The following is a 23,495-nucleotide window of genomic DNA, read 5'->3' as shown; positions in this document are numbered from 1 at the left end:
GGTTGCAATGCAGCAATTATTTTACTTTTTCAAGACATTTGATTTGGGTTGAATAGTATTATTTTGTGGAGCTAGGGTAGAGGCTTCCCGAGCTTCCATTTTTAAATATTTTATGGATATACTGAAACGTAAAGAATCGGTCTCCGATTCCATACTCCAAACCATTGGGAAAACGCCATTAGTGCGACTTCATCGGATTTCTACCGAACGAAATTTGGAGGTTTTTGCCAAGCTTGAGGGTTTTAACCCCAGCGGCAGCGTAAAGGACAGAACTTCTTTTAATATCCTGAAAAAAGCCCTTGATTCGGGAGAACTGAAACGGGGCCATACGGTAGTCGAATCCAGCTCGGGGAATATGGCCATCGGCCTGGCACAGGCCTGTCTTTATTTCGGATTGAAACTGATTGTAGTAGTCGACCCAAAATTGAACGAACATACGGCCCAATTACTTCGGGCCTACGGGGCCAAGATAGAACGCGTGTCGGAGCCTTTTGAAACCGGTGGATTTTTGGCCGCGCGTCTGGCACGAGTAAAGGAACTGTTGATAGAAACCGAAAACGCTTATTGGAGCAATCAATACGGCAACTGGAACAATCCGTTGACCCATCACACGACCATGGAAGAAATCTTTGGGGCCCTCGAGGGTAAGCTCGATTATTTATTCGTTGCTACCAGTACCTGCGGCACCCTGATGGGATGCGCCAATTTCGTTTCCAGCCACGGATATTCCACTAAAGTAATCGCCGTAGATGCCCTGGGCAGCAAACTGTTCGGAGGCAAACCGGGAAAACGGATGATTCCGGGCCATGGGGCGGGGGTCGACAGCCAATTTATGAATGCATCCTTTATACATGACCATATCAAGGTTAGTGATCTGGATTGCGTTACCGGGTGTTGGGAATTACTGAAATCGGAAAGTATTTTGTGTGGAGGCTCCTCTGGAGCCATACTATCGGCCTTTAAGAAGTACCAAGAACGGATTCCGGATGGTGCGCGCAGCGTTTTCTTGATGAGCGATAGGGGCGACCGTTATCTGGATACGATCTATAGCCAGGAGTGGCTTTTGAAAAACATCCCGAAAGTACGGGACAGCCTAAGCCCGATAGGTGGATGGAAAGCGGATGGGAAATCCGCGTTCCATATCGCCATCGTCGGCCTCGGGCCAAAGGGGCTATACGGACTGGAGCGATTGCTGGCCCAGATTTCCGAAACCGGCATTTCGGAACCGGTGGAAATTCATTTGTTCAACAAGAACGAATATTTCGGGGCCGGGGATATCTATAGGCCCGACCAGCCTCCCTACCTAATAATGAATTTTGCCAATGCCAAAATAGATATTCGGCCCGATAAAGCACCAGCATACATTGTACCCGACCTAAAGGATTTTCGGCACTGGCTGGCAGAAAAAACCAGTAATTACGACAGTGACCTGGGAATGCAATTCTCGTCCCGGGCAACGGTAGGTGCATACCTGTCGCAAGGTTTTGATGCTTTGGTGAAAGCTGCTCCCGATTATATCAGCATAATACGACATGTCGGAGAGGTTACGGAACTTCTTCCGACCGGTCCCGGCTACCAATTACGCTTAAAGGATAAAAATGGTATGGCTGTACTGCACCCTACCTTTCAAAATGTGCTACTGACCACGGGGCATGCGGGAAACCGATCGGACTCGGGGCAAGGCAACCGTACCCCAGGTAATAGGTACGGCGCCAAAGATGGGAATTTGAGATTTGCAAACGGCAAGTCCAGCTCTGGGTATAAAAAGGATAACAACAAAAATTCCATTGATTTTGTATATCCGGTTGATGAAAAGCTGGGCGAAATTCCCTCTTCGGCCCAGGTGGGTTGTAAGGGAATCGGACTTACTTTTATCGATGTGGCTTTGGCCATGACAGAGGGCAGGGGCGGTACCTTTCGATGTGAAGATGATGACCTGTCCTATATTGCATCGGGAAAGGAACCTAAGACCATCTTTCCCTTTTCCAGATCGGGACTGCCTATGATACCTAGGACCGGACGGATGCCCGATACAGAAGATTTACGGTATTTTACCCCTGAGAAATTGAAAATCCTGAAAAATCCGGAAAGTGGAAAATTTAATTTCAGGGAAGACCTGTTGCCCGAAATCGTACGGGAATTCACATTTCGATACTATCGGACGGCATTTCGCAATTACCGCCGCAACTTAAATTTTGATCCTGATTACAATCGGGTCCAAGCCCAGATCGATAGGTTCCATAGCGCCCATCCCCATGCCCACCGATTTACTTTTAAAGGGCTATGTAACCCCTTCGACCCGCTTGAGGAATATGGCCATCGCACGGTACAGGGTTATCTGAACAAACTGGTCCACGAAGTAAGCAGGGCAGAAAAAAGCCCCTTGTTAGCGGCCATAAGCGCATGGCACGATATAAGTCCCCTTTTCAATTCCATATATAGTTTCGGTGGCTTGGACCCACATTCGCACGAAATTTTCGATTTTGGGTACGCCGGTCTGTTCAACCGATTATGCTATGGGCCTCCATTGCAAAATATGAAGAAGGTGTTGGCGTTGATCAAGGCCGGAATCATTGATTTTTCCTTCGGAAAATCGCCAGAGCTGAATATTCGAAAAGATGGAAAGGGTTTCGAACTGCTTGGCAAAGGTCCGGACGGGGACAAACGTGTTTCAATCGATTACTTGATCGATGCCAGAATTCCAAAAACGTCCCTGAATTCCAAGAGTACGGTACTGTATCGAAATTTGTCGAAGCAGGGGCTTATACGTCCCTTTCAAAACAAAAGCGGCACTGACACCTATCTACCGGGCTGTTTGGCTTTGGATAAAAACGGTCATCCTATCGGTAAGGACGGAAGCCCCACGCAGAACATCACGGTGTACGGCACGCCCACCGAGGGTATCGTTTACGACAACGATACGCTATCGCGACGGCGGAACGATTTTGCTTCCGGTTGGGCCAAAGAAACAACAGACGCAATCAAGAATCATTTTAAAATAGCGGAAAAGAGCCATTAATGAAAAAGATACATTTTGTAAAAGGTAACAGGGAAAACGGCCTGACCCCAATTATTTCCGACTGGATGAGAAGCATCATGAACGATCCGGATTTGATCGACGGTCTTCTTGCAAAGTATGGATCTCCCATCAATATCATACATCGGGACAGTTTTGCCAATAATATCTCCGATTTCGGGGAGCTGTTCAAAAATCTGGGATTGACCTCCCAAATTTTCTATGCCCGGAAAGCTAATAAGTGCAAAGCTTTTGTTGCCCAGGCCCTAAGGTCCGGCATCGGGGTCGATACGGCCAGCGAACGAGAACTCTCTCAATCCATCGCCATGGGAGCGACGGGAAAAGATTTGGTCTTGACCGCTGCCATAAAGACCGAGCCGCAGATCAGATTGGCCATAGAAAACGGTGTACCCATAATATTGGATAACACGGACGAATGTCAACTGGTAAGCCACCTCGCCTCCGCGATGGGTCGGGAAGCCCTCGTGGGTTTCCGGGTAAGCGGTTTTACGGTCGAAGGGAAAAAACGCTACAGCCGCTTCGGTTTTGATGTCGAACAGGTAGCCTCCTATATTGAATCTACGGTCGGTGAGGGCAAACCCTTCGAAAATTTACGGACGGTAGGCCTTCACTTTCATCTTGACGGTTATTCCGTTCTTCAACGGAGCGTAGCGCTATTGGATTGTATATCCATCGTCAAAAAATTGAGGGCTAAGGGCTATCCCCTTCGCTTTATCGACATCGGGGGCGGTATCTTGATCAATTATCTCGCCCATAAAACGGAATGGCAAAATTTCGATGCCCGATTAAGACAAAGTGTTAAAGGGGAATCAGAGCCAATTACTTTTGGAAACAACGGACTTGGTTACGAACTCACTGACGGCAATGTCTCGGGAAAACTCGCCACCTATCCTTACTATAACGAAACCAACGGAAGGGAGTTCCTGAAGAAAATACTGAATTACGGGGACGATAGTATACAATCTATCGCAGAACAACTTCGCAACGAAGGTATCGAAATACGCATTGAGCCTGGGCGGTCTTTGCTTGACCAAACGGGGATAACAATTGCGAGGGTAATCCATAGAAAAAAAGATGTCAACGGGCAATGGCTAGTGGGTTTGGAAATGAACATGAGCCAAATGATGAGCTCAAGCGCCGATTTTCTATTAGATCCCTATCTAATCTTCGAAACGCCACCCGGCGAGGACGATGAAATCGAGGTTTACTTTACCGGTGCCTATTGTCTAGAAAGGGATGTGCTTCTAAAACGAAAAATAACCCTGCCCAAATTGCCCGAAATCGACGATAAGGTCGTTTTCGTAAACACAGCGGGCTATATGATGCATTTCTTTGAGACCCAGGCCCATGGGTTCGACCTGGCACGGAACCTGATTCTTACGGATGATTACAGTCCGATTTCAGTCGAAAATTTCATTGATGACAACCAGATAGGAGGATTCGCAGCGAACTAAGCCCATAAAATTTTGAGTCCCAAGCCCACTGTAACTGATCTATTTTGGACGGATGGAGCGACTTAAATAAAATACCGAATCGTACTAATTTGACTTTTTTATATCCACGGCATAAATCATCCCTTCCATCATATCGGGGAGAAGCAGACGGTCTTTTTCCTCCTCCAAGTAAAAATCCGCGGCAGATTTTAGGTCGTCGATGAGCACGGTAGCTTCTTCGGTCTTGCCATCTATCTTCCATACCTTGCCCTGAATCCAGCTGCTGACATAATAATCGCCTGTGCCGTCTTGCTCCACGGCGTCCGCACCTCTGAATCTGCCCTTTAAAGGAGTCAGTTGGCCATTGCGGGTCACCAAAAAATTACCTTGAAAAAAAGCCCCGACCATAATATGGCCGTCGTTATCAACCCCCACGCCGTTCGGATTGGTCATCAGCGGGGAAGCATCCTGTGCAATAGTAACGGTGCCGTCCAGGTCAATATGGTAAATGCGACCGACTTGGGGTATCTGTTGGGCCTGTTCACTACCTAAAGGCCACAAGTTGCCGTTTTCGTCCCGCATGTACTGGGTGTCCCCCATATCCGCCACATAAATCCCATTGTCATCGGCATCCGATGATACGTCGTTCAGATATAGAACCTTTTCCGGAAAGTTTTCTTTTTTCACAAATAGGCTAGCATTACCGTTCTTATCTACTTTCCAGATGCGGGTCACATCCGAGAAATATAGATGTCCGTTTAAAAAGGCAATTCCTTTAGGTTCGTCAAAGCCGGTGGCAAAAACCCGTACCCCGTTCTCCGAGATTTCGACCACCTCCCCGTCACCTTCTTCATTACCGTTCATTACGGTAACAAAGTAATTGCCGTTGAATCCTTTGGTGATGCTTTCGGGTTTTTCGCCCACGTTCACCGGAAATTGAATCTGGGCGTGTACCGCTACGACTGGGATTAACATTAGCAGAAATAGCACTTTGGTCATTAAAGAGCTCATATGATCATAAGTTACGAAGGACAAGGAATTTTTCATGAGGATGTATCTTTAAAAGATGAGATCTTGTTTTCTTAAGAGAACCTAAGATAATACAATGAATCCGATTTATGAATTTACATCCTTCTAGGTTCTATTCGCTATTTTCTTTTTCCATCCAATACAGTCTTTGGAATCATCTTTTTTGTAAAAGTTGAACGGGCCGCCCAATGCTCAAGGTAATTTCTTTTAATGCCAGCGCAAGCGGGCAGTCCTAACGTAAACGGACCTAGGTTGTTATCGGGTCATTGTAGCATAGCCGAACGAACCAAATGGCATTTTTAATATGACCGTTCAGTCCTTTTTCAAGCTTATCGTTTTATTGTTTACCAAAGGTTTGGCCCAGAAGCCTATGCTTAGGATAAAGGCCAAGGGCACCAATAAAAAGAACATCCCTGATCTTAAGGTCATCATTTCGCCCAGGCCGCCAACGATGAAGGGAATCACCGCTCCTCCTGCGATGCCTGTACACAAAATTCCGGACAATGAGCCGTGGTGTTCCTTTACCGAATTGAGCGCCAATGAAAAAATAATGGAATACATTACCGAGATAAAGAACCCCACCATGGGAAATCCGATCAAGGCCATCTGTGCCGAACCGGTCAGGGCCAGTATAAGGCTTAGAATAGTGATGGAGGTTGCCAGGATCAATAGCTTACGGCTGTCCATGAATTTCAATAGCAGCAAACCTAGAAGGCAGCCTACGGTCAACATGGCCCAAAAATACGAGACCGTATCCGCCCCCACGGTCTGCGGTTGCAGGCCGTGGTACTGGTACAGGAATTGAGAAATCCAATTCCCGACACCCTGCTCGGTACCTACGTAGCAAAAAATCCCTAAAAAGTATAGAATGGTCCATTTGTTCCTCAAAAGGTCACGATATGAACTACGATCGCCGGCTTTTTCCTCTTCGGTTTTTTCGAATTTGGGATACTTGGTCAGAAAGACATAGAAAAATAAGACAAAAGCTATCATTGCAAACACGAAATAGAGGGATGCCCAAGGGAGGTTCTCCGGTACCAACCCACGTAATGTTTCGGAAAGAGATCCTTCCGAAGAAGTCTCTCTGTTCACCAAATATTTGTAGAGATACGGGCTTAGGAAAGATGCCCCCCCAAAAACTAACTGCGCAAGAACCGAGTTGAACGCAAAGTGCTCTTCGCCACCGGCTACCCGAAGCATCGGGTTGATGATAACCTGCAAAACGGCCATACAGCAGCCTAAAGTGAACAGGGTAATGCTGAACATTCCATACCCAGGGAAGAGCGCAAAAGTGACTGAGGCAACCGCCATGACCAGGAACGATATCGATAGTAATGCCCGTTCGCTATATTTCTCGGAAAGAAACCCTGCCGGTATCGACATAATTCCGTAGGCAATAAAAAAAGTGAAGGGTAAGAGGCCCGTCAATGTGAGGCTGAGATCAAAACTATCCTTGACATCAACAATAATCGAGTTCAGGATGTTCGTGATAAACGATATCACAAAAAACACCAGCATTACCAGGGCTATGATGTGGTAATATCGCTTGGGGGTGGATTTGTTATTCTCCATGGGTGGTCAGTTGGATGGTTTAATCGTAAATGTACCGGTACTTTCTTGTCTCTTAATTCTGAACGAAACTGGGGTTTATATCCATTTCCCGTTGTGGTATAAAAAACAATTCCCTAATGTCTCCCGCATCGGTGACCTCCGGTTCGGCCGCCGTTACTTTTTCGACGGTAGCCCCGAATCTTCTGAGATCGGGCCAACGATGGTTTTCAAAGGCAAGTTCTACCTGTCTTTCCTGTAGCAATTTCTCTTCAAAAGAACCTGGGGTGGACGTATCTATATCCACTAATCCGGCCCGTGCCCTGACCTGATTGATTAAATCATAGCTCTCCGGGGACTCCCCGATAGCTTCTGCAAGCATTAAAAGAACGTCCGCATATCTAAGTACAATAAAGTTGTTATCGGAATCATTTTCGGTAGGGGGGTTGCTCTCGTACTTTCTTACATAGTTCTGTTCGATTACCTCGCCCTCGTTGTTGATCCACGTGGTGCCCATGGAAGGTTCGAACCGCAGATCTCCGGGTTCGTACGCATTTTCCATGGCCTCGGTCGGTCTGTTTCTGCCAAACCCCTGTCCGGTCTGCAAATCACTGCTTGGGGAAAATTCGTTCGTCAACGCGCTTCCTTGGCCGATACCCCCGCTTATATACTGTACTTCGAAAATCGACTCTTCATTGTTTTCGTTATCCGGGCCCCATAGCTCGGCATAGTCTGGCACTAAGCTGTAGTTGTAATTATCCACAATTCGGCGTAAGGTCGTTTCGGCCGCTGAGGTATTTCCCAAGGTCAACTGTACTTTTGCCAAAAGCGCCGCCGCTGCACCTTTAGTCGCCCTGCCTGTATCTCCCTCGGGGTAAGAAACGGGTAGATTGCTTTCTGCAGCGGTCAGATCGGATACCAGTTGTTCATAGACCACAGTAGCATCGACTTGGGTCAGTCCATCTCCCGGACTAAACGGGGTTAATTGTAATGGAATGTTGCCAAAGGCAATGGCCAGGTGATAATACATCAAGGAGCGAAGAAAAATGGCCTCGCCCTCAATTCTGTTCTTAAGGCCTGTCTCTATATCGGTTACGCTTTCTATTCTATCAAGTATGACATTGCAATTGGCAATTACTTTGTACGATCCGCTCCAAGCATTGTCAACTTGTTCGTTCAGGGCATCTTCTGTAAATTGGTTGATTTCTGTGTATTGTCTGGCCAGCCCGGTCGCGTCAGGCCCTTGATCAGTGTTGTCGGAACGCATTTCGAACAAGGCCCAATACGCCCTTCCGAATACGCCGAGGTCTTGTAGTCCTGAATAGCTTGCATTCAAGGCCGCGATAAAATCATCGGGACTGTTATAGAAATCGGCCTCATTTCTGTTGGAGACGGGGGACAGTTCGGTAAAGTCCTCGCTGCATGCCGATGTCACCCCTAGCATTAAGAGTACTATGATTACTTTCTTCATCTTCTGCATTTTTAAATTAAAAAGTTAGGTTTAGGCCCATGGTAAACGATTTTGTCAATGGATAGGCACCATAGTCTTCTCCCGGGGTCAAGCTGTTGGTAGAAATGTTGCTTACTTCCGGATTGTATCCTAAATAATCGGTAATCGTTAAAAGGTTAGTTCCCGTAATATAAAATCGCAGTCTATCTATGCCGGTATCGCCCAAGATGCTTTTAGTAGGTACGGAATATCCAAATGTCACATTTCTAAGGCGGATAAAAGAGCCGTCTTCGACTTGAAAGGAAGAAGGTCTATTGTTGTTCCCATGATTACCGGATGCCCTATCTGCTCGGGGAATTTCGCCATTGCCAGGGCTCGAAGCTGAACGCCATCTATCGTTGAACACGGCGTATGAATTGAAATTCGCCTCCCCGTTCTTTAAGTGACGCGAGGTAAGGTTTAGAATCTCATTGCCTTCAACCCCTTGAATTAAAAAGCTGAAATCGAAGTTCTTATAGCTCAACCGGTTGTTGATGCCCCAGGTGAAATCGGGAAAATAACTGCCGGTAACCGTTCTGTCATCAGGAGTGATTTGCCCATCGCCATCAACATCCTTAAACCGGAAATCACCTACGCCGGGGTCTGGGGCTTGGGTGTCGGTAGGGGCGCTGGAAATTTCAGCTTCCGTTTGATAGATTCCATCGACAACATAACCGTAATAACTTCCGATCGGGTCACCGACTCTGGTTACATGTCTTACGCCGGCGCTACCTGCCGAAAATATAGGCTCGTTGTTTTCGTTCAGCGAGAGCACCTCATTTTTATTTAAGGAAAAATTAATGTCCGTATCCCATGAAAAATCACCTACGAAATTCTTGGTACGCAAGGCCAATTCAAATCCCCTGTTCTCCACCTCGCCCAAATTCTGCAGGGTGGTCTGAAAGCCCGAAACGGAAGAGATGCTCACGTTCAATAATAGGTCTGATGTTTTGGTGGCGTAATAATCCGCCAACAGAAAGACCCTGTTGTTGAACATACCGAATTCGAGTCCTACGTTGGTTTGTTGGGATTTTTCCCAAGTCAGTTCGGGGTTGGAAATCGTACTTTGAATCAGTCCGTTGACCTCGTTCCCTGCGAGATTGTAATTGTTGGGCGAGAGTAGGCCGATTGCCCCGTAATTGGGAATTTCAAAGTTTCCTGTTTCGCCCCAGCTCAGTCGAAGCTTCAATTCTGAAATCGCCTCGACGGGTTGAAAAAACGCTTCTTCGTTCAAACGCCATCCTATTGAAAAAGAAGGGAAATATCCTGTTTGGTTATTCGCCCCGAACCGCGACGAACGATCGGAACGAAAGGTTCCCGTAAACAGGTATTTGTCCTTGAATGCGTAGTTCAGCCTAAATAAAGAGGATGCCAATGTCCATTGTTCCTTTGCCGAAGTCCCGGCAAATACCTGGCCCCCGCTGATGGTCGTCACTAAATCATCCGGAAAATTGTCGGCGAGTACTTGCTTTACAACAATATTGTCTTTCTGTGCGGTATATCCTAAAACGGCATTTATAAAGTGGTCGCCGTATTCCTTTTCCCAGTTTAGGGTGTTCTCCCACAACCAGTTGACTTCGGTGGATGAAGTGCCCTGAGCATACGACTCCCCGTCCGAGGCATCTCTATACAGCAGCGTATTGCCCCTGTAAAAGTCCTGATTATAAAGGTTGAGGTAGGTGCCGGCAAAAGTCTTGAACGTAAGTTCCGGTAAAATCTCATAAGAGAGTCCCAACGACGCTCGGGTCTGAAACTGGAAAAGCTCGTCATCTATGGCTTGTATAATGGCCAAGGGGTTGCTGGCGGTTGTCGTTCCGCCCCCTAGGTAAGATTGGTTGTTGCGTTGATTGATCGTTCCGTCGGCATTGTACGGGGCTACCGTTGGGGAATGCACCAGTGCCGAATAAATAATCCCCGGTGGCCGTGCGAAATAGGGAGCGGAAGCCGGTACCCTTTGGTTTTCCGTAATCGTAGGGGCAACCCTAAAATCTAAATTCAGTTTTTCGGTCAATTGTGAATTCAGGTTCAGCATCATGTTGTATCGCTCGAACTTGGCTTTATCGACCACTCCCGTTTGCCTATAATATCCCACGGAGGTAAAAAAACTGGTGTTGTTTTTTAAAGGGGATGCGTACGAGAAATTGTAATTGTTCACCAGTCCTGTTTTAAATATAACATCTTGCCAATCGGTATCGGTGCCGTCCCAATTAATAAAAGATTCGGGAAGCTCATAATTGGCATTCCCCCTGTCATCTTCACCAATAGGATCCTCTATGGATGCTCCGGGAACCGACGCAAGGTAATTGTTGTTTCGGGCATCCCTAGTGTAATCGATGAGTTCCGGAGCATTCATCAGGTCGATTCTGTTCGCGACATCCTGCAAACTGATATATGTGTCAAAGGAATACCGGCCTTCTTCGGTGGGGGATGCCTTCTTGGTCGAAATCAAAAGCACCCCGTTTCCGCCCCTCGAACCGTAAATTGCAGCGGCGGAAGCGTCTTTCAAGACTTGAATGGACTCGATATCGTTCGGATTGAGGGTGGCCAACGGGTTTACGGGCGGCGGTTGAAAGGCTGCCCTTCTTCGGGCTACACCACCATTGACACCTACCGAGGTGAGGTTTCTTGAAATGGGGATGCCATCGATTACGAACAGCGGATCGTTCCCTGCGGAAATCGAACCTGAACCGCGAACCCTAATATTGGGGCTTGCGCCCGGCTCTCCGGATGTTTCTTGCACTTGTACACCGGCTACCTGGCCTATGATAGCGCTTTCAGGACTTAAGGAGGGCACTTCTACGATGGTTTCGGGAGTAATGGAAATCACCGACCCGGTAACTCTTTTTTTGGCCAAGGTGCCGTAGCCGACCACTACGACTTCTTCTAAAGCGGCTGCATCGGGCACTAAGGTTATGGATACCGCGGTTTGTCCCGATACTTCGATTTCCTTCGTTTTGTAGCCGATATAAGAAACTTGTATAGCCGTGCTTCCTTCCGGCAGTGAAATTTCGAAATTTCCGTCGAAATCCGTTGTGGTGCCCACGGTCGATCCTTTGGCAACGATACTTGCCCCAGGGAGAGGAATCCCGTCCTCGCCCATTACGGTGCCGGATAGTACTTGTTGCTCATTTGGAGTCCAGGTCGTGGCGTGGCCGTAGCTGGCTAGAAACAACAAAAATACCCAGCTCAATAGCGTTTTACTTTTCCTTCGTGCCCCACCGGTATGACTGTTTTCTTCTTTTTTCATGATTGACTGGGTCTAGTTCGTTAGCGTTCCTTTTTGTTTTTGGTTCGTTTTCGTAGTGCTTTTGGTCGAATGTAAGGTTCTTTTTACTCCTGTCGGGTTAAGCAATGTACGAATTTATGCAAAGGGCGGAAAGTATGGGTGAGGGTTATCGCTGTATTCCGATTCGTGATTCAATAGGTCGAACATCGTTCAAGGAGCATTCTTGTCTTCTCTTTTTGGATTTCGCTGCCTTTCAAAATTGCGTTGCCGCCGCCGCGTAGAGTTTCCTTGTCGAAACAAACAGGGGCTATCGATTTCCACGTATAAGCCTTGCCTTCAACCCATGGTCTTAGGCTCGGTCTATTACATTATGGCTACAGGCTATTCTCACGTTCTCAGTCGATTTCAAAGCTGAATTCATCATAGTCAGCCGTTCGCCACGCCTGTTTTTGCGTAGTGGGCGAGATGGCGAACAATGGCGAAAAGGTCTTTACTTTCACGGTTCGCTTATCGGGCAAAAATTCCAAGATCCGCAACCATCCGTCTCCCCCGTTCCCCATCCAGCCCCCGCCAATGGCCTGGGCGTTGAATACCATTTGCTGTACTTTTTTGCCCGCGGCATTGCGATCGGTACGGAAACCGACATGGGCCTTGGGGTTATCTGGCGCGCCAATATGGCCTGAAAAGACCATTTGAATATTGGCAGAGGGTTTTACCAATTTTTCATAAACGGCTCTTCCGTAGTTTCCTTCTTCGATCGGATAGTTCTCCTTGACAATATGCTCGTTTTCGGCGTTGAGGTAGGAATGGGTCAAGATTACGGCCGTATGGTCTTTGTATTTTTCAGCGGCCACCACGGCTTTTGCCCATGCAAGCACCGTATCTCGCGGAGCGAATTCCAGATTGATAAACAACATCTCCCGACCGTGGGGGGAGGTAAATTCAAAAGCAGCATTTTCCAGAGTTGGAACGCCTTCCGCGTTCATGGCCGCTTTCCGCAAAAGCTGTTGGTTTTTTGGATTCTTGTCCACAGGAAAATATCGGTTGAAGTTCGTTTTCCGGTCCTTGATGTTTCTATATCCATAGTCGTGATTTCCGGCAGCCGTGATATAGGGCACGCGACCATCCAATCGGGAAAACGCGTTGGAAACAGATTCCCATTGGCCCTTGCTGGTCTGGTTGCCGGTTACGCCGTCGGGATCGATCATCTCGTTCTGTTCGACCAAATCGCCGGTACACAAGACCATCTCGATATTAAGATCGTCAATATTTTCACTGATCCAGGCCGTCATCAGTTCCAGTATGGGTTGATTGCGGCCGAACTTGACATAGGTTTGCGGGTCGGGAAGGATTACCATGGTCCAAGAGTCGGGATCGTCGAGTTTGGGAGGCTCGTACTTTTCTTGTGCAGCAACAGGTAGCGTGCAGAAAGTGATGGCGATTATCAACGTCTTTAGGACTCCTTGTATCAGTGATGGCGAAAAATCGTTTATCCTTTTCATTGGTTTATTATTTTCATTCCCAAGTCGGGAGGGGTTAAAAATATGCTGTGTTTTTGGTTTTTCTTGTTTCGGAGAAGTATTCTATGGGTCTCATCGACCGCTCTTAACTTTACCGATCAAGAATCCGTCTCCATCTACATGTTTGGCCGTTGAAATAAAATGGACATAGCTGATGCCATTTCGATTGCCGTGATTTAAGGGCAGGGTGGCTATTTCTCTGCCTCTTTTATCCGTTACCCGGCAACTCGGGTTCTGGTCTGTAAGGTTATATTCAAAAATTAGGGTATGCCATTTGCTTTTCCGCAGTTGCGATACCTGAAAATTGTACATTGCAAACTTGTATGCCGTCGTGTCGGATGGGTTGAACCAGCGGTCCGTAAGACTTATTCTTCCGCCTTTACTGTCCTCGGGAATATAGACCGAAGTTTCAAAACGGCCTTTTTGCAGCGCTGGAAAATTCCAGACCGCTCCCTGGTTTGCTATCTCAAGCTCCTTATTGTCCGTCCTGGCAATCTTCAATACCTGCTCGTCAGGGGCGATTGGATTCGGAACCAGTTCAGCGCCCTTTTCCCTGTTGTAGGCACAATGGCCGACGATTCCTTTTTTATACAGAAAGGTGCTCCAGTGAACGAGCCCGGATGAAAAATCATCCTCCCTTGAGGTTTCGGATAGCCAGTCTGGGTCGAAAATCAATAATTTACGATGTTCTTTATGCTGGCCAAGGGAAACCAGGACCTTTCCGTCCGGCAATTCTACCGATTGATTCTGGTGGACGCTCATGTCCAGGCTCAAGCGCTGATCAGCCTCCGCGTAATCGCTATCGTTCCGATTTGGGTTTAAGATCAACTCCCTGAAACCCTTCCAGGTTCTTCCATCGTCATTCGAAATGGCGGCATGCAAGACATCACGATTGGTAAAAACATCTTCCCACTCCCCATCGGCGTCCTCTTTTTCAGGCAAAGGGGTTGTGTTGTTCCAAATAAAAAGCAATCGTCCATCTTGCAGGCGATTGATCGTAGGCATGGTAATGGTTCCATAAAAAGGCGATGGTTTCAATTGGCTCCACGTCTCTCCCCCATCCTCGGAGAAGCTCTCGAAATGTTCATCTTGTGCGGTGCGGGCGATCATCCATATTCTACCGTCCTTCAGTTCGATCAGGGTCGGTTCTACGGCGCCATGGTTCCATCGATACCCCTTGTGAACCCCGCCCTGACGATGGTCCGGTGCCTGCACAAACTGCGAACGTTTCCAGGTTAGTCCATCATCATCGGAATAGAAGACCCCACATCCGAAGCGGGCGCTACTATGGGCACCTACGAGAACGCGTTTGCCCTCCCTGATAAAAACAGGAGGCTTCAACATGATATAGCTGCCCTCATCCTCGCTCGCCCGATACACTGTTTTCTTGCTCCAACTACCATCAATGCCCCCTTGTGACCGGGCACAAATGACTCCTTCGTCACCCGTGATCAAACGAATGTATTCTCCTGTGACCGGACTTTTTACATCTGCCCCTTCCCATCTACTGCCAACAGGTACCGTATCCCATGTAAACCCGTTATCTACGCTCCGGATATAGTAGGGATTCCCTTCTACATTCCCCTGACCGTAATTGTAATGGCGAAGCTCTCCACTGTCTAATCGCACCAATCCAACAAAGGCATTGGAAGGAGGCGACCCGACGATAACGGGACCGTATATATTGGTCAATGGGTTTTTGCACCCGATAAGCAGCGTCAAAGAAATCAAGAGTGCGAAGAGGTGATTGAAAAACATAAATTTGCTGCTAAAGGTTTACATTTACGAACCGGCTGGTAGTTGGGCTGGGCCCGTTAATTTTTTTTTGCGTCGGCTTCTGGGATTCTTCCTGAGAAGAGCCGGGCCTGCCGAGTCTGCAACCAAACGAACTTATCTGTATCACAAACCTTTCGGGTCCGATTGAGGCAGGTAAAATAGCCTCCTATCAGCAGGTTCAAGGAGCTTTCTGCCAAAAAAGGTAGTTAGCGCGTTTTTATAGTGTGCGACGTAATCCATGGAATATGAAAGTCATGCTACTAATTTAAGCTAAATCTTGCTATTTTCGTAAGTTGAAAGATAGTCAAATTTATATCCGATCAAGACCATGAAGACGAAGCTAAAAAATCTAAAACCGGTAGATACAGGTTCCCTTGTCGATAAGGTGGAAGTTCGACTACTGTCTTTTTTTAAGGACAATGGCCTGGAACCAGGTGATTCGATCCCCAAGGAGCTAGAGTTTGCCGAATCTTTAGGGGTTAGTCGGACTGTTGTGCGCGAGGCGCTCCTACGATTACGGACACTGGGACTTATCGATTCCAAAAAACATAAGGGTATGACGCTCAAGCGGCCCGATATTATTAATAATTTTGCACGTATCATGGATCCTACGCTATTGGGGGAGGAAACCTTGAGACAGTTGTTCGAGTTCCGATTGATTTTGGAGATGGGTATGGCGGATTTCCTTTTCGAATACAAAACTCAAAAAGATATCGATGAGCTGGAGGAAATCGTCGATGCCGAGGAAGCCGCCGATAGCGGTAAGATACGCTTCACGTTGGACAGAGAGTTTGCGTTTCACGGTAAGCTGTACCAAATGTCGAACAACACGACGTTGCAGAAATTTCAGGATTTATTACTGCCTGTATTTAACTATGTGCACTTAGAAGAAACCAAGCATATCGATCTTGACGAATACCATTTCACCAAAGGTGGTTTTGTAAGCCACCGCCATCTGTGGGAAAACCTGAAAATCGGCACGCCCGAAACTTTCCGAAAAGCCATGCGACGGCATTTGGAGCCCCATTTTGACTATACATTTTGTAAGAACAACACCAAATAAAAAAGGCCTTGGATGACGAGTTCAAGACCTTTTTCGCAAAAAACTAACTACTAACTCAAAAATTAAATTATCACGGCAACTTTTTACCTTATTGCTGTTTGGCCCACCATAATGTAGTGCCTTGGACATCGGGTCCCTGTTGCTGGACAGCGGCCGAGGTGTTATCTCCATTTGTGTTATAAGCTCCGTTCCCGTAGCGCATTCTTTGGGGATAGGCACCGTTCAAGGTCGTACCGACCTCAAAGATGTCAAAATCGGAAACTCCATTATACAATTCGGAAGGATAGCCCGTGTCTCGGACAACGGCCCAAGCTTGGAATCCATCGGTGTAGGAAGCCAACCAGAGTTGAACGGCTATTTTTTCCAAATTCTCCTCTGAGGTTCCGTTCAAAAGAGCGATATCTTCTGTAGCCAAAAAAGTATCGATTTCCCCATCGGGGACCTCCCACATTTTCATCGCCTGGCGGATGCCTTCTTGGTACAGGGCCTGTGCGTCGCCGGCTCCCATACCTTTAACAATTGCCTCAGCTTGCAAAAAGTTGCCTTCCGCAGCGGACATCACTATTTCTGGGAAAATAGGCTTGCCTTGGTTCTTGGGGTTGATTACAATGTCGGCCGGTCGAGAAAAAAATTCCTCCTTAACTTGATTATAAATAAACCCGTTCAGCCTTGTAGGTTGGCCGACATAATATTCGCCAGGGGCAATGGACACCCCTACGGTATCCACGGAAACCCCATCCACGGTTTTACTTCCCGAGGTGGTGGTAAATGGTACTTCTGCATCTTCAAGTTGCTGCAGTATAAATTCGGCGTGCTTGGCAAACATGTCCCTTGCCTCACCTTCGGCGGCCTGGGTCAAGACCACCTCGCCCCCGTCGATGGGTTGGGCGTATCGGGTCAATCTAGGATCGTCGTTTTCCCTTAGATAATCGATAAGCGTTCTTCCCACGGTCCAGTTCGAGCCCAGTCCGAAATTCCACCAAACATCACCATAGGCGGCATTGGCCCACTGACTTATCTCCACATCTTTCTCCATCAGTGCATTTTCATCCTCCGTGGTCAGAAGGGGAGCTGCCATAGCCTCTGCAATAGCGTTTTCGGCAAAACTGGCACCTTCGGCCCCCTCTGCGCGCAAAGCCATCCTTAACTTAAGGGTATTCGCCAGTTTTTTCCATTTTTGCATGTCTCCGTTAAAAAAAAGGTCGTTGTTGGTCAAAAGCTCTATGCCGTCTCCAGTGACGCTTGCGTCACCGATTATCGACATTGCCTCATCCAATTCTGAGATAACGCCCTCGTAGATGATAGCCAGTTCATCGTATTTCGGGGTCAGGTTTTCTGGATCGAAAGCTTCGCTATAGGGGGCCATCCCAAACGTGTCTACATACATTTGATAGTAAAGTCCCTTCATGATAAGTCCTATAGCGTAGAACTGTTCGTTTTCAAGGTCCCCCCCATCTTGGACGAAATTTATAAAGCCGCTTAGTTTACCGAGGTAGCCGGCCATGTAATCATATGCTGCGTCGGTGTAACCAGAATTGTAATCGTATCCCAAGCCATCGTTCCACCAACTGCCATTGAACCCGAAGGTAAAATGACCGGCGTAACGGTCTGCATGGATCAGCTGTGCCCGCCAGTAAGGGAATCGATTAGGTGCATATAATTGAATCTGCAATTCGGTCATAAAGAATTTGGCACTGACTTCATCTGATGTAAACCGATTGGGATTCTCGTTTATCTCATCGAAGTCGGAGCATCCGAAGAATCCGAAAAGAACAAACAGGACCGGAATTCCTTTTTTGAATATATTTTTCATGATTTTTTTTTAAAAGTTAAGAATAAAATTCATACCGACACTCCGTATCGTGGGTACATTGTTCAGCGAAATGCCCTGACCGCTTAGTCCAGTACCCAAAACGGCCTCCGGATCGATATCGGGCGCATCTTTGTGGATAAAAAATAGGTTTCTTCCGATTACCCCCAGAGAGGCGGAATTGACCCCGATGGATTCCGAGAACTTGCTGGGCAGGCTATAGGTTAACGAAAACTCCCTCAGGCGAATATTTGTCTGGTCATAGATGTAGTTCTCTGCAATCGATGAAAACTCTTGCCAATAGCGTTGACCCGATATCCTTTCGGTATTTTGTTCCCCGGTCTCGCTGTTGACCGCATCAAGTACGATGCCTTCTTCGCGATATTGTAAACTTCTCTCGGATACCCCAGCGGCATCCAATGCAGCCGATGTGGCCGAATATACCTTTCCGCCAAACCTGCCATCTACCAAGAAACGCATAGATAGATTTTTATAGTTGAAAGTATTAGTGATTCCTCCCTGCCAATCCGGCTGAGAATTTCCGATCAACACAGGTTCGGATGAGGCTATAGGGAGGCCTTCCGCGTTGACCAAAAAGTTACCTTGGTCGTCGGTGTCCCATACCGTACCGTAGATATCGCCGATACCCCCATCAATTTGAGCTCTTATCGATACATTGCCGCTATTAGTGGTGTTCAAGACGACCGTTTCCAACTCCTCGATCATTTCGTTGACCGTGTTATCGTTTTTGGAATAGTTGAGATCCACTTCCCAAGTGAAGCTATCGTTTCTGATGGGAGCGCCCCCGAGCTGAAATTCAAAACCTTTGTTCTGCACCTCGCCAAAGTTGTCCAAAAAGAAACTGTATCCTGTAGCGGGATTGACCGGGGTCCTAAAAATCATGTCTTCCGTAAGGATGTCGTAATAGGAAAAATCGGCATGTAGTCTATTCTGGAACAACCGTGCCTCGAACCCGATTTCGGAAGAGGTTACGCTTTCGGGCTTTAAGTCCGGATTAAACTTAACATCGGGAAAGCCCAATACGGTCAGTCCTAGATATCCGATGGTACTCACTGGGTACGTCTGCAAGAGCTGATAGGCACCTGTGTCGTTACCCACTTGGGCCCAACTGCCCCGAATTTTGAGCAGGTCGAGCACCTTCCTTTCGGGATCGATGAAACGATGTGTTAAAAGGGAAACGTTTACTGAAGGATAGAAAAAAGACCTGTTTTGTTCTGGCAGGGTCGACGACCAGTCGTTTCTTCCCGTTAAGTCCAAATAAAGAAAATCGTCATAAGCAAAATTAAGGGTGGCATAGAGCGAATTTACTTTTTTAATGGCATTAGGTTCGTGTCTTGTGGTCTGTTCCTGAGTATTGGCCAGAATGTGTCTGTTCGGTATTTTGAACCTAGACCCGGTGATTTCCATTTCCCTCTTAACCGTCTTCAAAAGATTTCCGCCCAAGTTGGCCGCCACATTCAGTTTTTCGGTTATATCGCGGTTGGCACTGAAAAGAAAATCGGAGTTCAGTTCGGTAATTTTCGTCTCGGAGAAACCGAGTCCGCCGAACCTCGAGAAATGATTTCCTTCGGCTGTTATCCGCGATGTACCGATGTTGGTAACATCGCCACTCATCCGAACGAATACAGATAACCAATCGTTGAACTTATAGTCGAGTTTCGCCAACCCAAGAAAACGGTCCCTGTTTTCTTTATTGCTATCTTCCCCTAATATCCAGTAGGGGTTGCCCGTGCTCTTGCCTTGTCCGGTATAACTGATGACGTCGTAATCACTAATGTTGTTATCGGGGTCGTATAGGGTAGGGTTTTCCACCTGATACCTTTTAAGATCTGACGTTCTAACATTTCGAGGCATGGCGTATACATAGGCCAATACACCTTCAGAGCCGAGGGAGACCCTGTTATTCAAGTTTTGAGTAAAATAGGTCACTTTTGCATCAAAACTGAGCTTGTCCGAAAGATCGGTCATTGCCCTAAGATTAAAATTATGGCTTTCGAGACCGGAATTGGGCAAAATTGTAGAGGTATTGTTATTGGTATAGGAAAGCCGGGCATTATAGGTTTCTCCACCCCCGGTCAGGGCAATGGAATTGATATTTTGAACCCCTGTCTCAAAAAAGTTGGAAACGTTGTTACCTTGCGCAGTATATGGCTTTTGCGAACCATCAAAGTATAGTTGTGACGCTCCGTTCAGTACTGAACCCCAAGACGAACCACCCAAACCTTCTAGATCGGGATAGACCGTACCGTTGGTACCTTGACCGTAAGTGTTCTGATAGTCGGGCAGAAACATGGGCCGCTCGGTGGTAATGTTCGAATTTAGTGAAACTCCAAGTCCTGTAGATCGCGCACCGCTTTTAGTGGTGATGACGATGGCACCTGCGGCAGCTCGTGATCCATACAATGCAGCTGCATTCGGACCCTTGAGTACCGAAACACTTTCAATATCCTCTGGGTTGATGTCTGTAATACCGCCTCCGGAAACAGAGCTATTGTAGACGCTACCGCCGGATTCGTTTCCCGAATCGTTGATAGGAATGCCATCGACCACAATTAATGCCTGATTTCTGCCGGTAATGGAATTGTTGCCCCTGATCACAATACGTGAACCAGAACCTGCCCCACCGGATTGACTAACCGTTAGTCCGGCCACTTTACCTACTAGGGAATTTGCGACGTTGGCATCCTTGATAGTGTTTATGTCATCAGATTGGAGTTCGGTAATAGCATATCCCAAGGATTTCTTTTCCCTTGTAATCCCCAAGGCCGTGACCACGACCTCGTCCAATTGCTGTGAATCTTCGGAAAGAGTAACGTTAATGGTCTCTTGACCCGCTACCGCTACTTCCTGCGAGCCGAAGCCCATAGAAGAAAAGACCAGGGTGGCCCCTTCGCCGACATCGATGGTGTAATTTCCGTCGAAATCGGTGGAGGTGCCGTTCGTAGTTCCTTTTTCAACCACGTTTACGGCGGGTATCGGTATTCCCTCTGCGTCGGAAACAACCCCTGTGACCGTGGTTTCTTGAGCTGTTGCCACTTGCATGAACAGCAAGGTCACAAACGTCAAGGCATACTGAATTTTTTGAGTCATGTTAGTCTAATTAAGTTAGTGTATTTATAGGTATTCGCAACTCGGCCCGTTAACGAGCTTTTAACATATATCGGTAAATCTTCCCAAAGATATCAAAAGTTTTTCATTATGTCCGACATAATATTTGCCAAATCTACGTCGTAAAGGCTGAGCGTACTTGTCAGCACAACGGGGGGCTTCCATTTCTGGAAACGGCATCCCACGTAGCGCTGAGATGCCAAAAAAAATCAGGGGGTGGTGATTATTCTACATTGAAATTCCCGTGGTCTCTGAAAGAGCGGAGGACTGGGTATGATGGAACTTTCGTTCAGGTATGTCGGCAGACTGGTGCCGGAAAATCTATAAATTCGTCGCCGAGGCCGTATCCAAAAACATTCGGGTCTGTTCGTGCCGCCTTAGGATAGTGGCCGGAACATCTGTATTGATTTCGTTGTTGAGGGTATTGTACACGGCTTCCGCCTTGCGCTCATCGGGCACTACGCAACTGATGGCTTTGCAAGCCATTATAGCGGGTATAGTTAAGGTAAGGGCGCGCTCGGGCACTTCGTCAAGGCTGGGGAACCAACCCTCGCCCAATTGCTGTTTTCTACAAGCCTCGTCCAAGATGACCGACTTGACCAATTTTTGGTCTTTGAAATCCGCTACTGGTGGGTCGTTGAATGCGATATGTGCGTTTTCGCCGATCCCGATACAGGCTATATCTATCGGATGTTTTTGCAATATCTCGGCATACCGGTCCATCTCGGTCTCTAAATCATCGGCATCCCCGTTAAGGAAGTGGACTTCCTTCGGCTGAACCGCATCGAGGATCCTATCCTTTAAATACTTACGGAAGCTGGCGGGATGCGTATCGGAAATCCCCTGATATTCATCCAAATGGAAAACCGTGATCTTGTGCCAATCGATAACCCTTTCCTTTAGGGCCTTGAGGAACTTGAACTGTGAGGCGCCCGTGGCCAAGATTATGTTGGCACTGCCTTTTTCTTCGATGGCCGCGGATAATTTTTCTTGTACAAAGTCCGCCGCGGCCATGCCCATGGCATCAGAGGTTTCATAGACTTCTACTTTCAGGTTATCTATTTGTAAGGACTCTTTCATCAATAATAAAATTAATTGTTAAGGCTTTCTGGCATTTTCTTCTCACTGCTGGTTACAAGAACTCCGCGATCGCGAAGTAGGAAGTGAGCAGGGAGAAGAGGATGACGGCAATAATTCCGATGTTCCATCTGGTCTTGGCGGTGTGCTCCCGCATTAATTTTTTCTTGTTGATCAGTATGAATATCGGGATGGCCACCGCTGGAAGGATACAGGCCTGAAAAGCCTGTGAAAATACCATGAGGGCCGGCGGGCGTTCTTCCAGAAAAACACTGCCAAAGGTAAATAGTAGCGCTATGAAAATAAGAACACGCGATAAGGTCGAGTGGATGTTCCGCGGTGTGCCACGATAATCGGATACCAGCCATGGTGCGATCAGAACGATTGGGAATACAGTTGACAATCCCGCGCCTGCAATCCCGATGATCAGGATAAAGGCGGCCACCTTTCCACCAATAGGCTCAAAAAGATATATCATTTCGACTGTATCTTCAAGGGTCTGGCCCGAAACGTACAAGGTGCCCGCGGCAACGGCCATGATGGCGCCGCTCAGTAAGAGCATCATGGATGCCGATACCCCCGCATCTTTCTTCTCCTGTTTCAAATTTTTGATTCCCCATCCCTTTTCGGCCACCACGGTACTACGCATGATGAATACGGCAGCGGAGCAGGTGGTGCCCGTTATGGCGGCAATAAGGCCCAAGGCTCCCGGCGTATCGGGGATACTGGGCACCATCCCCTCGGCTATTACGGACATACTCGGCTTTACCATAAAGAAAACGACTACAAACGATAATCCCATTAAAATCACGAGTATGGTAAGTGCCTTTTCAAAGGTCTGATAGCGTCCGTACCAAAGAAAGAAGGCAAGGACGGTTACAAAGGCCAGAATGATGTAAAATGTATTGACGATGAGACCGTCGAAGGCAAGCCGAATACCTTCCTGCACCAAATCGGCGACGATGCCCATCACCCCAATAAGGGCCAGTAGCTCGCCGATGATCAGGGCGATTATAATGTAAAGGGACAAAACCCAACCGTATTTGAATTCCGATTTGAAATTGAACAGGGCGGTCTTACCTGAAACCAAGGTCACTTTTCCGTAGGCTACCATCAAAATATAGGTGAAAATACAGGAGAGAATAAGGGCCCAAAACAGTCCCATGCCATGTTCCGCCCCGGTTTTGGCCATGGTGGTCACGCTGCCCGTACCAATGTTATAGCCGATTAGGAACAGACCTGGTCCTACAGCACTTAAGGCTAGGAGAATTTTTTTTGATACTGTTTTATTTTTCATAAGCTGGCCGGTACGTGGCTTTGCCATGTGTTTGACTTACGACGGTAAGACGTAAGACCTT

The 23,495-nt window shown here is 47.3% G+C and carries 13 protein-coding genes; 3 read left to right on the top strand and 10 right to left on the bottom strand.

The window, feature by feature from the left end; genetic code table 11:
* Window positions 1-112: 112 nt before the first annotated feature.
* Window positions 113-3,019: a 2,3-diaminopropionate biosynthesis protein SbnA gene (gene sbnA / locus RQM65_RS08335; protein WP_314014104.1), complete on the top strand. Its 2,907-nt coding sequence runs from the start codon at window positions 113-115 to the stop codon at window positions 3,017-3,019.
* Window positions 3,019-4,491 (top strand): type III PLP-dependent enzyme domain-containing protein, encoded by a 1,473-nt coding sequence (locus tag RQM65_RS08330; protein ID WP_314014103.1) that lies wholly within the window; start codon window positions 3,019-3,021, stop codon window positions 4,489-4,491. The genes sbnA and RQM65_RS08330 overlap by 1 nt, the downstream gene beginning before the upstream one ends.
* Window positions 4,492-4,575: 84 nt before the next feature.
* Here the strand turns inward: RQM65_RS08330 and RQM65_RS08325 are convergent, their stop codons facing one another.
* From RQM65_RS08325 to RQM65_RS08300, 6 genes are all read right to left on the bottom strand, one after another.
* Entirely contained in the window at window positions 4,576-5,517 is a 942-nt protein-coding gene (locus RQM65_RS08325; RefSeq protein ID WP_314014102.1) for an SMP-30/gluconolactonase/LRE family protein, read from the bottom strand.
* Between the two features lie 294 nt (window positions 5,518-5,811).
* The gene (locus tag RQM65_RS08320; protein WP_314014101.1) at window positions 5,812-7,071 is read right to left on the bottom strand and encodes an MFS transporter; all 1,260 of its coding nucleotides are present in this window, start codon (window positions 7,069-7,071) and stop codon (window positions 5,812-5,814) included.
* Window positions 7,072-7,123: 52 nt separating this feature from the next.
* Window positions 7,124-8,518, bottom strand: coding sequence for a RagB/SusD family nutrient uptake outer membrane protein (locus RQM65_RS08315; RefSeq protein WP_314014099.1), 1,395 nt, complete (start codon window positions 8,516-8,518; stop codon window positions 7,124-7,126).
* Between the two features lie 16 nt (window positions 8,519-8,534).
* Entirely contained in the window at window positions 8,535-11,783 is a 3,249-nt protein-coding gene (locus RQM65_RS08310; protein WP_314014097.1) for a SusC/RagA family TonB-linked outer membrane protein, read from the bottom strand.
* 374 nt (window positions 11,784-12,157) lie between these two features.
* Entirely contained in the window at window positions 12,158-13,264 is a 1,107-nt protein-coding gene (locus RQM65_RS08305) for a metallophosphoesterase (protein ID WP_314014095.1), read from the bottom strand.
* 90 nt (window positions 13,265-13,354) lie between these two features.
* A complete protein-coding gene (locus RQM65_RS08300) occupies window positions 13,355-15,040 on the bottom strand; it encodes a sialidase family protein (protein WP_314014093.1) in 1,686 nt (561 codons plus the stop codon).
* Between the two features lie 346 nt (window positions 15,041-15,386).
* Here RQM65_RS08300 and RQM65_RS08295 point away from each other — a divergent pair, with 346 nt between their 5' ends.
* Window positions 15,387-16,121, top strand: a complete 735-nt coding sequence (locus RQM65_RS08295) for a FadR/GntR family transcriptional regulator (RefSeq protein ID WP_314014091.1) — start codon at window positions 15,387-15,389, stop codon at window positions 16,119-16,121.
* An 88-nt stretch (window positions 16,122-16,209) separates the two neighbouring features.
* Here RQM65_RS08295 and RQM65_RS08290 read toward each other — a convergent pair whose 3' ends face one another.
* The 4 genes from RQM65_RS08290 to RQM65_RS08275 all read right to left on the bottom strand — a co-directional run bounded on the left by RQM65_RS08290 (window position 16,210) and on the right by RQM65_RS08275 (window position 23,434).
* Complete coding sequence (locus RQM65_RS08290; protein WP_314014089.1) at window positions 16,210-17,934, bottom strand: SusD/RagB family nutrient-binding outer membrane lipoprotein; 1,725 nt, start codon at window positions 17,932-17,934, stop codon at window positions 16,210-16,212.
* A gap of 9 nt (window positions 17,935-17,943) precedes the next feature.
* A complete protein-coding gene (locus tag RQM65_RS08285) occupies window positions 17,944-21,042 on the bottom strand; it encodes a SusC/RagA family TonB-linked outer membrane protein (protein WP_314014087.1) in 3,099 nt (1,032 codons plus the stop codon).
* Between the two features lie 339 nt (window positions 21,043-21,381).
* Complete coding sequence (locus RQM65_RS08280; protein ID WP_314014086.1) at window positions 21,382-22,140, bottom strand: glucosamine-6-phosphate deaminase; 759 nt, start codon at window positions 22,138-22,140, stop codon at window positions 21,382-21,384.
* Between the two features lie 52 nt (window positions 22,141-22,192).
* The gene (locus RQM65_RS08275) at window positions 22,193-23,434 is read right to left on the bottom strand and encodes an Nramp family divalent metal transporter (protein ID WP_314014084.1); all 1,242 of its coding nucleotides are present in this window, start codon (window positions 23,432-23,434) and stop codon (window positions 22,193-22,195) included.
* Between the last annotated feature and the right edge of the window lie 61 nt (window positions 23,435-23,495).

The organism is Pricia mediterranea, assembly GCF_032248455.1.
Classification (GTDB): Bacteria; Bacteroidota; Bacteroidia; order Flavobacteriales; family Flavobacteriaceae; genus Pricia; species Pricia mediterranea.
This window is presented reverse-complemented; position numbering and strand designations above follow the sequence as displayed.